Origin of the sequence: Leifsonia sp. 2MCAF36, assembly GCF_052115525.1 — a bacterium.
Classification (GTDB): Bacteria; Actinomycetota; Actinomycetes; order Actinomycetales; family Microbacteriaceae; genus Leifsonia.
Genome location: NZ_JBFRGV010000004.1, coordinates 318,425 through 328,661, shown reverse-complemented (window position 1 = coordinate 328,661; position 10,237 = coordinate 318,425). Strand labels below are relative to the sequence as shown.

Annotated in this window: 11 protein-coding genes and 1 pseudogene; 10 read left to right on the top strand and 2 right to left on the bottom strand. The window is 69.1% G+C overall.

All coding sequences use genetic code 11. The features are described 5' to 3' along the window. Positions 1-135 (top strand): annotated as a pseudogene (locus tag AB4079_RS08890) (IS30 family transposase); the annotation flags it as partial. A 51-nt stretch (positions 136-186) separates the two neighbouring features. Here AB4079_RS08890 and AB4079_RS08885 read toward each other — a convergent pair. Then, a complete protein-coding gene (locus AB4079_RS08885; protein ID WP_441786922.1) occupies positions 187-1,233 on the bottom strand; it encodes a lactonase family protein in 1,047 nt (348 codons plus the stop codon). Positions 1,234-1,291: 58 nt separating this feature from the next. Between AB4079_RS08885 and nucS the strand changes: the two genes are divergently transcribed. From nucS to AB4079_RS08865, 4 genes are all read left to right on the top strand, one after another. After that, positions 1,292-1,987 (top strand): endonuclease NucS, encoded by a 696-nt coding sequence (gene nucS, locus AB4079_RS08880; RefSeq protein WP_441786921.1) that lies wholly within the window; start codon positions 1,292-1,294, stop codon positions 1,985-1,987. Continuing rightward, positions 1,987-2,430, top strand: a complete 444-nt coding sequence (locus tag AB4079_RS08875; protein WP_441786920.1) for an SseB family protein — start codon at positions 1,987-1,989, stop codon at positions 2,428-2,430. The genes nucS and AB4079_RS08875 overlap by 1 nt, the downstream gene beginning before the upstream one ends. A 38-nt stretch (positions 2,431-2,468) precedes the next feature. Next, a complete protein-coding gene (locus AB4079_RS08870; RefSeq protein ID WP_441786919.1) occupies positions 2,469-3,164 on the top strand; it encodes an HAD hydrolase-like protein in 696 nt (231 codons plus the stop codon). Positions 3,165-3,258: 94 nt separating this feature from the next. Continuing rightward, positions 3,259-3,711: a hypothetical protein gene (locus AB4079_RS08865; protein ID WP_441786918.1), complete on the top strand. Its 453-nt coding sequence runs from the start codon at positions 3,259-3,261 to the stop codon at positions 3,709-3,711. 146 nt (positions 3,712-3,857) lie between these two features. Here AB4079_RS08865 and AB4079_RS08860 read toward each other — a convergent pair whose 3' ends face one another. Beyond that, the gene (locus tag AB4079_RS08860) at positions 3,858-5,762 is read right to left on the bottom strand and encodes a BglG family transcription antiterminator (protein WP_441786917.1); all 1,905 of its coding nucleotides are present in this window, start codon (positions 5,760-5,762) and stop codon (positions 3,858-3,860) included. Between the two features lie 169 nt (positions 5,763-5,931). Here AB4079_RS08860 and AB4079_RS08855 point away from each other — a divergent pair, with 169 nt between their 5' ends. Genes AB4079_RS08855 through AB4079_RS08835 form a run of 5 tightly spaced genes read left to right on the top strand, consistent with a single transcriptional unit; the run spans position 5,932 to position 10,230 of the window. Beyond that, positions 5,932-6,240: a PTS sugar transporter subunit IIB gene (locus AB4079_RS08855; protein ID WP_441786916.1), complete on the top strand. Its 309-nt coding sequence runs from the start codon at positions 5,932-5,934 to the stop codon at positions 6,238-6,240. Between the two features lie 48 nt (positions 6,241-6,288). Beyond that, the gene (locus tag AB4079_RS08850) at positions 6,289-6,555 is read left to right on the top strand and encodes an HPr family phosphocarrier protein (protein WP_441786915.1); all 267 of its coding nucleotides are present in this window, start codon (positions 6,289-6,291) and stop codon (positions 6,553-6,555) included. Between the two features lie 2 nt (positions 6,556-6,557). Next, on the top strand, positions 6,558-8,282 hold the full coding sequence (gene ptsP / locus AB4079_RS08845; RefSeq protein ID WP_441786914.1) for a phosphoenolpyruvate--protein phosphotransferase: 1,725 nt from the start codon (positions 6,558-6,560) through the stop codon (positions 8,280-8,282). After that, positions 8,279-9,796, top strand: a complete 1,518-nt coding sequence (locus tag AB4079_RS08840; protein ID WP_441786913.1) for a PTS mannitol transporter subunit IICB — start codon at positions 8,279-8,281, stop codon at positions 9,794-9,796. The genes ptsP and AB4079_RS08840 overlap by 4 nt, the downstream gene beginning before the upstream one ends. Beyond that, on the top strand, positions 9,793-10,230 hold the full coding sequence (locus tag AB4079_RS08835) for a PTS sugar transporter subunit IIA (protein ID WP_441786912.1): 438 nt from the start codon (positions 9,793-9,795) through the stop codon (positions 10,228-10,230). Before AB4079_RS08840 ends, AB4079_RS08835 begins: the two co-directional genes overlap by 4 nt. Positions 10,231-10,237 lie beyond the last annotated feature (7 nt).

Below are 10,237 nucleotides of genomic sequence, written 5' to 3'. Positions count from 1 at the left end.
ACCAACTTCCGCGACTACACCCAGGAAGACCTCGACGAAATCGCCCGCCAACTCAACGGACGCCCCCGGCAAACCCTCGGCTGGCATAATCCAGCCAACAGGTTAAACCAACTCCTCGTTGCATCCACCACCTGAAACCGCCCGCGGAATAGGCGCAGCGAGTCACGGCTCGGCCGGGCGGGAGGGTTAGACGAAGGCGAGGCGCACGGGGGTCGGGATGGGGGATGCGCCGAGCGCGCGGAGGGTCCGCTCGGCGTCGTCGAACGCGAAGACGGTGACCTCGTCGCTGTCCTGGCAGGCGGCGAGCACGCGATCCCCCTCGGGGGCGATCACCAGGTCGCGCGGTGATTTGCCGCCGACCGACACCGACGACACGAGCGTGACCCGCGACGCGGACGGGTCGAAGGCGAACACCGCGATCGTGTCGTCGCCGCGGTTGCTCACCAGCACCGTCGTCCCCGATGCGGCGACGCACACCGCGGCCGGCGCGTTGTCGCCGGTGGCGTCATCCGCCCGGGTCGTCGTGCTCTGCACCCGCACGAAGCGCTCGCCCTCGCGACGGAGGACGTCGACGCTGGAATCGAGCTCGTTGACGAGCAGAGCGTGCCTGCCGTCAGGGTGGAAGTCCAGGTGCCGCGGTCCGGCCGAGCCGAGCACCACCGTCGCCTCCGGTCGCAGCGCGACCGTGCCGTCCACGGAGAGGGCGTACCACTGCACTTCGCCGAGCCCGAGGTCGACGACCACGACATCCCCGGTCACCGGGTCGATGCTCAACTGGTGGACGTGCGGGCTTTCTTGGCGGTCGGGGTCCGGCCCACGGCCTTCGTGCTGGACGAAGGCGGTGCGCTCGCCGATCGAGCCGTCCCGCTCGAGGGAGAAGACCGAGAACGTGCCGCTCCCGTAGGTCCCGGCCACGAGCAACGGGAGGGTCGGATGCACGACCAGGTGCGCAGGCGACGCTCCCCCGCTCGACACGGATCCGAGCTCGGTGAGCGTCCCGTCGGCAGCTCGTGCGAAGGCGACGATCCGTCCATCCGGCTCGGTCTCGCTCACCGCGTAGACCGCGTCGGCACCCGGCGCGACACTCACCCAGGACGGGTTCGTCACGCGCGCAGCGACCACCGCATCCATCACGGCCGTGCCGTCGAACCGGGCGGAGAGCACGCCCTCGGCGTGACCGTCGACGTGCGGGAGTGTCTCGGTGTAGGTGCCGATGAGGAGTTCGCTGACCATGCGCCCATCCTGCCAGCGCGGCGGGCGCGGTCCGCCGGGTTGCACTTAGGATGTTCCGGTGCGTCTCGTCATTGCCAACTGCTCCGTCGACTATGCCGGCCGGCTGAGCGCGCACCTGCCGCTGGCCACCCGGCTGCTGATGCTGAAGGCGGACGGCAGCGTCCTGGTCCACTCCGACGGCGGCTCGTACAAGCCCCTCAACTGGATGAGCCCGCCCTGCACCCTCACCGTCGATGAGCCGGACGAACTGCAGCTGGCGGCGGGCATCCGGGAGGTGTGGCGCGTCTCCCAGGCGAAGACCGCCGACATGCTCGTGGTGTCGATCCACGAGATCCTCAGCGACACCGCGCATGAGCTCGGGATCGACCCCGGCCTGCAGAAGGACGGCGTGGAGGCCCACCTGCAGAAGCTGTTGGCCGAGCAGATCCACCTGCTGGGCGACGGCCACGTGCTGGTGCGCCGGGAGTTCATGACAGCGATCGGCCCGGTCGACATCCTCGCCCGGGATGCGGGCGGCGCGGCTGTCGCGGTCGAGTTGAAGCGCAGGGGCGACATCGACGGCGTGGAGCAGCTCACGCGCTACCTGGAGCTGATGAACCGTGACCCGCACCTGGCTCCGGTGACCGGGATCTTCGCCGCGCAGGAGATCAAACCGCAGGCCCGCACGCTCGCCGAGGACCGCGGCATCCGCTGCCTGGTCCTCGACTACGACGCGATGCGCGGGCTCGACGACAGCGACAGCAGGCTGTTCTGATGGCACGACCGAAGCCAGCCAACATTCCCGGGGGGCGATTTCCGCAGAGCTACGAGAACGCGCCGGTGCGCACGGCGCTCGCGGCCATCGCCAGCGAGCCGTCCCGGGGAAACCTGGATGCGCTGCTCGCTGCAGCGGCGAAGGGCGGCCTGGTCGTGGATGTGACGGGCTCGACCCCGGAGGAGACCCGCCTCCGCACCATCAGCTCCACCACCGGAGAGGCGGTGCTGCCGCTGTTCACGTCGATGAAGGCCCTCCGCGCCGCGATCGCACAGACCGCAGAGGGCGACGGCACCCGGGTGCAGGCGGTGATCGTCCCGGCCCTCGAGGCGCTGGGATTCATCCGCACCGCCGACTTCGTCGCCGTCCAGTTCGACCCGGGCGCGGAGCACACGATGGTCGTCGCCCGCTCGCACATCGAATCCGCCCTCAGCGAGCGTTGACACCAGACTCAGATACCTGACATACGCTTAGGACCGCTATGACCAACCCGACCCCCGCCCCGACCCCCAGTGTCACCGTCACCCGGACCTGGACCTGCGTCCTGTTCGACCTCGACGGCACCCTCACCGACTCCGCCCCCGGCATCACGTCTTCCCTCGCCCGCATGTTCGCGACGCTCGGCCTGCCGGTGCCCTCCCCCGCCCAGCTGCTCGAGTACGTCGGCCCGCCGCTGCTCGAGTCTCTGCAGAAGTTCGGTGGAATGACCGAGCCTGCCTCACGCGAGGCCCTCGCCGTGTACCGCGCCGACTACGCGAAGACCGGCGCCCTCGACTCCGCCGTCTTCCCCGGCATCCGGGGACTCCTCGAGCGTGTGCACGCCGCCGGCATCCCGCTCGCCCTCGCGACGAGCAAGCCCGAGATCCAGGCCACGCACATCCTGGAGCACTTCGGCCTCGCCCAGTACTTCGACGTCATCACGGGAGCGACCGAGGACGAGAGCCGCAGCGCCAAGGCGGATGTGGTGGCAGAAGCCCTGCGCCGCCTCGGCGAGCGCGGTGTCGATCTGGAGCACACCGTCATGGTGGGCGACCGCCAGTACGACGTCGAGGGAGCGGGCGCACACGGCCTGCCGACCATCCTCGTCGAGTGGGGCTACGGCTCGCCCGCCGAGGCGAGCGGCGCGATCGCAGTGGTCCACTCGGCGGACCAGCTCAGCGCGCTTCTGCTGGGCTGAGCAGAGAGCGGACAGATCAGGGGACGCGCTCCCGGCCCCGCACGAGTAACCTAGGTGGTTGCACAACCGCACCCATACAGCACTAGGGATAACTATGCGCTCACGTAACCCGTTCGTTCCGGCCGCCATCGTGGCGGCCCTGACCATCGGTTCCCTCGCAGGCTGCTCCACCGCCGGGAACTCCAACTACGTCACCCCGCAGACACCGGGGTCGTCGTCCTCCGCTACGGCGAACTCGGGCTCCGGCTCGGGCTCCGAGGCGAAGAAGTCCGAGGAGCTGCCCTCCGACTTCCCGAAGAGCGACATCCCGCTCATCGACGGAACCGTGTTGGTCGCCCGTGGGGACAAGGACAACGGCTGGGCGGTGACCGTGCAGCCCTCGGGCAAGACCGGCTTCGCCGACGCCCAGTCCGCGCTCAAGGCCAAGGGCTTCACCGAGCAGCCCGGTGCCACGGACAGCAAGGCGGTCTTCACCAACGGCACGTACACGGTTGCCCTCGGCACTCCCGGCGTCTCCGTGTCCTACGTCGTCACCGCCACCCAGTAGCACCCGCTGCACCACCCCATCCACCCATCCGTCCCACCGTCGAGTACACGAATTCTGCGCGCTCAGCACGTTCTGAGCGTGCAGTTTTTGTGTACTCGACGGTGGGGCGGGAGGGGCGCGGGCGGCAGGGGCGAGGGCGGAGCGGGTCAGGCGTCGATGATGCGGACCAGCTCGTCGATGAACGCCGTGAAGGTATCGGCCCGACGGATCAGGGCGAGCACGGCCTCACGGTCGGAGAAGACCTCCACGAACTGGTCGAAGACCGTCTGGAACGACGACCGCCCCGCCGCCGAGAACGCGATGAACGCGATCACGTTGACCCGCGCATCCCCCCAGTCGATCGCGGTGTCGTTGACGACGATCGCGATCGCGGTCCGCCGGGCGCTCATCGTCATAGCGTGCGGCACGGCGAGGGAGTCGGTGAACGCAGTGGATGACATCTGCTCGCGCTCCACCGACTGGTCGACGTACTCCTGGTCGATGGCGCCGGCCGCGATCATCCGGTCCCCCAGCGCCCGGATCATCGTGATCGGGTCGCGCGCGTAGAAGTTGCGCAGGAACAGGCTCTCGTCGAAGTACTCCAGCAGCTCGCTCTTGATGCGTGCGCGGTGACGCTGGCGCCGGATGCGCGACGCGGCCTGACGGATGTGCTCCACATCGGTCTCCGTCAGGAACGGCTGCACGATGACGGTGTTCTCCCGCCGCCCTCGCGGGTCGATCGTGGTGAGCACCAGGTCCGCTTCGATCGTCTCCCAGTCGGCGTCGGTCGAGGTGATGACGCTGGTGATGTCGAGCTCGTCGCCGAGCGTGCTCTCCAGCCGGTCCCGCAGCAGGATGTGCATGTCGTAGTAGTTGGGGCAGACGACGGCACAGGTGACCGCATCCCGGCGGCGGGACTGCTGCTCCAGGTACGCGCCGACGTGCATGGCGATGTAGGCGATCTCGTCGTCGTTGACCGCGATGCCTTCTGCGGCCTGCAAACGGCTCGCGATGTACACGGCCAGCTCGTAGATCATCGGGTACGAGCTCTTGATGGAGCGGGTGAGCGGGTTGCGCGAGAACGTGTTCTCGTGGGCGCGGGCGACCAGGTTCTGCACGTGCAGCGTGAGCCGGACGATGAAGTTCTCGTCGTGCAGGTCGACGAGGTACTCCGTGGAGGCGCGGTCGACGATCCCGCGGACCACGTCGAGGTCGGCCGGGCTCACGAACTCCTCCACCGTGTCCTGTCCGGCGCCCGGTGCGATCACCCGCGTCCGCATCAGGATGGCGAGGTACCGGAGTTCGGTGACATCCAGGGCGGTGCCGAAGTGCTGCTCGATGAGCTGCCCCAGGTCGTGCGCCAGCGAGCGGATGGTCTCGCTGGTCTCCGGCTCCTCCACGGCCGGCAGCACCCGGTCCTTCGCGACCCGGTCGAGCGCCACGGCCATGTGTAGCAGCACATCGTTGATCCCGTACTCGTTGACGAAGAAGCCGCGCGCATCCAGCATCGCCACCAGGGCGGACTTGAACTCGGCCAGACCCTGCGAGCCGAACGCCTCCTGGATGCGCGCGACATCGACGACGCTCTGCCGCATCTCGTCGCGGAACAGCCGGCTGAGCAGCTTCCGCCGGGCGATCTCCGGCCCCAGCAGGGTCACCGTGCCGCCACGGCGTTCGAGCGACAGCTCCGTGCCGGAGAGCAGCCCGCGCATCCGGGTGAGGTCGGACTCGATGGTCGAGTCGGAGACGAACAGGCTCTCCGCGGTCTCGTACACGTCGACACCGTCCGGCTCGTCGAGCAGCCGTCGCACCAGGAAGACCAGCCGTTCCTGCGGCGAACCGGCCGTGCCGGCCTCAGAGGTTCCGTCGCCCGCCAGGTAGGCGGCGTAGGCGTCGGGTTTCACCCGATAGCCGCTCGGTCCCGATTCGATGACCTCGCCCAGCGCGGCGGCGTAGCTGCGGATGCTGCGCGTCGTCACGCCCAGGTCGTGCGCCAGCTCGCCGGCCGTCACCCAGGCAGCACGACGCGCGAGGATGTCGAGCATCCTCGTCTGCTTCGCCGAGAGCGCCACCGGGACCACCTTCCGCCACGAGTCAACCACCCCGCGGCCCGGCTGCCGGGAGTTCCGGCGATGTTTCCGCACCCCCGGAAGAAACGCTGCTGGAAGCGCTTCGGTGTCCGGGGCGAGCATGTGAGACGTTCCATCCGTTCCATCAGCACTGCGCGAAAGGCAAGGATCGATGAGGATCATGGTCGTCTGCGGCGCCGGTGCGTCGAGCACCTTCGTCGCCGTCAAGCTGCGCAGTGCCGCCCGGATGCGCGGTGAGGATGTCGTGGTCGAGCCGGGCAGCGCCAGCGAACTGGAGTCCCTCGCCGGCATCGACGTGCTCCTCGTCGGCGGCCACCTCGAAGCGGCGGTCCCTGCTCTGCGCCAGCGTGCGGCTGCGACCGGTACCGCCGTCGCTCTGCTTCCTGCGGTCTCTCCGGCCGCCCTCGACGGCGACACAGCGCTGGACCTGGCCCTCAACGCGAAAGCGGCGGCACTATGAGAACCGAACGGGCCACCCGCCCGGCACGGAGTGAAGGAGATCGGAACCATGGCTGAACGGATCATCACCGTCGGATCGGCGCACGGGCTGCACGCCCGCCCCGCGAAGCTCTTCGTCGAGGCGGTCAACGGCTCTGGCGCGAAGGTGAAGCTGACCAAGGAGGGCGGCAAGACCGTCGACGCCGGCAGCATCCTGGGCGTGATCTCGCTGGGCATCGACCACGGCGACAAGATCGTGCTCACCACCGAAGCCGACGACGGCGAGTCCGTGCTCGACGACCTGGCCGAGATCCTGGCCACGGACCACGACGCCTGATCATGGCCGCCGAACGGAACGAAACCAGCCGCACGCTGAGCGGCGCCGGCATCGGCCAGGGCGTCGCCATCGGGCCCGTCCTGCGCATGTCGGCTCCGCTGCCGGAGCCGGCGGACACTGCCAGCACTCGCACCCCTGACGAGGAGAAGGCGCGGGTCCAGGAGGCGGTCGCCGCGGTGGCCGCCGACCTGCGCGAACGCGCCTCCACCGTCCAGGGCACTGCAGCGGACGTGCTCGAAGCCCAGTCGATGATGGCGGAGGACTCCACCCTCGCCGATGACGTCTCCTCCCGGATCGACGGCGGCACGACCGCCGAGCGGGCCGTGTTCGAGGGCTTCGCCGTATTCCGCGACATGCTGAAGGATCTCGGCGGCTACATGGGAGAGCGGGCCGGCGACCTCGACGATGTCTCGCAGCGGGTCGTGGCCGCCCTCGAAGGCAAGCCCGCCCCCGGCGTCCCGCACTCCGACCAGCCGTTCGTGCTGGTCGCCCACGACCTTGCCCCCGCAGACACGGCGCTGCTCGACCTGACCAAGGTTCTCGGCCTCGTGACGAAGGAGGGCGGACCGACCTCGCACACCGCCATCCTGGCCCGCGAGAAGGCGATCGTCGCGGTCGTCGGCGCCAGCGAGGCCGACGGGCTGCTCGACGGCGACGTGGTCGTCGTGGATGCCGCGGCCGGCACGGTCACCGTCTCGCCGACCGCAGAACAGCGGGCCGACGCGCAGCACGGCATCGACGAGCGCGCCGCCGCCCTGGCGGGCGGCGTGGAGCCGGGTGCCCTCGCCGACGGCACAGCCATTCCGCTGCTCGCCAACCTGGGCTCGGCCGAGGGGGCGGAGGGCGCTGTCGCGGCGGGAGCCGAGGGCGTCGGGCTGTTCCGCACCGAGTTCCTCTTCCTCGACCAGCGGTTGGCGCCGACCGTGGAGCAGCAGCGCGAGCAATACATCAAACTGCTCAGCGCGTTCGGCGGCGGCCGGAAGGTCGTGGTCCGCGTGCTCGACGCGGGCGCCGACAAGCCGCTCGAGTTCCTGAACGACGCCCACGAGGACAACCCGGCCCTCGGCCTCCGCGGCCTCCGCTCGCTGCGCGCCAACGAGGACATCCTGCGCGAGCAGCTCACGGCGCTCGCCGAAGCGGACGCGCAGACCGACGCCGACCTCTGGGTGATGGCGCCCATGGTCGCCACCGTCGAGGAGACCCGCTACTTCACCGAATTGGGCCGCGAATACGGGCTCAAGACGGTCGGCGTGATGGTCGAGGTCCCCTCGGCCGCGCTGCTCGCCGACCGCGTGCTGCAGGTGGCCGACTTCGCATCCATCGGCACCAACGATCTCACCCAGTACACGCTCGCGGCGGACCGCCTGCTCGGCTCGGTCTCCGGCTTCCAGGACCCGTGGCATCCCGCCGTCCTCCGCCTGATCCGCGAGGTGGGCGCAGCCGGCACGTCGAGCGGCAAGCCGGTGGGCATCTGCGGTGAGGCGGCGGCGGATCCTCTGCTCGCCGTGGTGCTCGTCGGACTCGGCGCGACCACCCTCTCAATGTCGCCGTCGGCTCTCGCCGATGTGCGGCTCTCCCTGAAGCGCTACACCCTCGACCAGGCACGTTCGCTGGCCGAGACCGCCCTGGCCGCCGATGGCGCGGCCGAGGCCCGGGAGGCGGTCCGCGCGGCCGCCGCCCGATTCCCTGCACCAGCCCCCGAGAACAGAAACGAGACACCACAATGACATCGGCGACACAGACGTCGACGACAGCGTCGGCCCCCAGGAAGCCCACCAGCGCACGCGTGCACGTGCAGCGGTTCGGCACGTTCCTCTCCAACATGGTGATGCCCAACATCGCCGCCTTCATCGCCTGGGGCATCGTCACCGCGCTGTTCATCGCGCAGGGGCCCTTCCCGAATAAGGACATCGCCAGCCTCGTCGGCCCGATGATCACCTACCTGCTTCCGTTGCTGCTCGCCAACACCGGCGGCCGCCTGGTCTACGGCGTCCGCGGCGGCGTGGTCGGCACGATCGCGGCCATGGGCGTGATCGTGGGCACCGACATCCCGATGTTCATCGGAGCGATGATCATGGGACCGCTCGGCGGCTACCTGATGAAGCTCATCGACCGCATCTGGGAGGGGAAGATCAAGGCGGGCTTCGAGATGCTCGTCAACAACTTCTCCGCCGGCATCCTCGGCTTCCTTCTGGCGATCGGCGCATTCTTCGGAATCGCGCCGCTGGTCCAGGGACTGAGCAAGGCTCTGGAGGCGGGCGTCGACTGGCTGGTGTCGGTGCACCTGCTCCCCCTCGTCAGCATCCTCGTCGAGCCGGGCAAAGTGCTGTTCCTGAACAACGCGATCAACCACGGTGTCTTCACGCCGATCGGAACGCTCGAGTCGCAGCAGGCCGGCAAGTCCATCCTGTTCCTCATCGAGACGAACCCCGGCCCCGGTGCCGGCATCCTCCTGGCCTGGGCGATCTTCGGCCTGGGTGCCGCGCGTGCGGCCGCTCCCGGCGCGTTCATCATCCAGTTCTTCGGCGGCATCCACGAGATCTACTTCCCGTATGTGCTGATGAAGCCCATCCTGATCATCGGCGCCATCCTCGGCGGCATGACCGGCGTCGCGGTGAACGTGGCCTTCCAGACGGGTCTCCGGGCACCGGCGGCACCAGGATCGGTGTTCGCGATCTTCGCCCAGGCGCCGGTTCCGAACATGCTCGGTATCGCGCTGGCAATCATCTCCGCAGCCGCCGTCTCGTTCGCCTTCACGGCGATCGTCCTGCGGTCGAGCCGCAAGCGCGACCTGCTGGCAGGCAACGCGGGAGACCTGTCCGCGGCCGTCGCACAGACCGAGGCCAACAAGGGCAAGTCCTCCTCGGTGCTCGGGGGTCTCGTCCAGGAGGGCGAGCACGACACCGGTGACGCCCAGGGCGACGCCACGGATCGACTGGTGCGCAACATCGTCTTCGCGTGCGACGCTGGCATGGGCTCGAGCGCCATGGGCGCCTCGGTGCTCCGCAACAAGATGAAGAAGGCCGGAGTCGAAGGGGTCACGGTGACCAACCAGGCCATCAGCAACCTCGACGGAACGGCCGACCTGGTCATCACCCAGCAGCAGCTGACCGACAGGGCGAAGGGGCAGTCGCCGGACTCGCTCCACGTCTCGGTCGACAACTTCATGAACAGCCCCAAGTACGACGAGGTCGTCGACCTCGTCAAGAACCAGCACGCCACGGAGGACGCCACCAAATGACCGACACCATTCTCGACCGGGCGAACGTCGTGGCCGCGGGCTCCGCGACCACGCGGGAGGACGCGATCCGGGAGGCGGGTGCGCTGCTGGTGGCGGCGGGCGCCGTCGAGCCGGGCTACGTCGACTCGATGCAGGACCGCGAGGACACCGTCTCCACCTTCATGGGGAACGGGCTCGCCATCCCGCACGGCACCAACGAGTCCAAGGACGAGATCAAGCGGTCCGCGCTCTCCTTCATCCGCTACTCCTCGCCGCTCGACTGGGGCGGCGAGGAGGTGCGGTTCGTGGTCGGCATCGCCGGCCAGAACAACGAGCACCTGGAGATCCTGTCGAAGATCGCGATCCTCTTCTCGGAGGAGGACGACGTGCAGAAGCTGCTCGACGCCCCGGACGCAGACGGCCTGTTCGCGCTGCTGGGAGACGTGAACGAGTGAGGAGCGC

What these genes read in the sequence shown, in the direction of transcription:
- AB4079_RS08835 (WP_441786912.1), top strand. Translation starts at nt 9,793, where the DNA reads ATGACCGACACCATTCTCGACCGGGCGAACGTCGTGGCCGCGGGCTCC.
- AB4079_RS08840 (WP_441786913.1), top strand. Translation starts at nt 8,279, where the DNA reads ATGACATCGGCGACACAGACGTCGACGACAGCGTCGGCCCCCAGGAAG.
- AB4079_RS08870 (WP_441786919.1), top strand. Translation starts at nt 2,469, where the DNA reads ATGACCAACCCGACCCCCGCCCCGACCCCCAGTGTCACCGTCACCCGG.
- AB4079_RS08855 (WP_441786916.1), top strand. Translation starts at nt 5,932, where the DNA reads ATGAGGATCATGGTCGTCTGCGGCGCCGGTGCGTCGAGCACCTTCGTC.
- AB4079_RS08875 (WP_441786920.1), top strand. Translation starts at nt 1,987, where the DNA reads ATGGCACGACCGAAGCCAGCCAACATTCCCGGGGGGCGATTTCCGCAG.
- AB4079_RS08865 (WP_441786918.1), top strand. Translation starts at nt 3,259, where the DNA reads ATGCGCTCACGTAACCCGTTCGTTCCGGCCGCCATCGTGGCGGCCCTG.
- AB4079_RS08885 (WP_441786922.1), bottom strand. Translation starts at nt 1,233, where the DNA reads ATGGTCAGCGAACTCCTCATCGGCACCTACACCGAGACACTCCCGCAC.
- ptsP (WP_441786914.1), top strand. Translation starts at nt 6,558, where the DNA reads ATGGCCGCCGAACGGAACGAAACCAGCCGCACGCTGAGCGGCGCCGGC.
- AB4079_RS08850 (WP_441786915.1), top strand. Translation starts at nt 6,289, where the DNA reads ATGGCTGAACGGATCATCACCGTCGGATCGGCGCACGGGCTGCACGCC.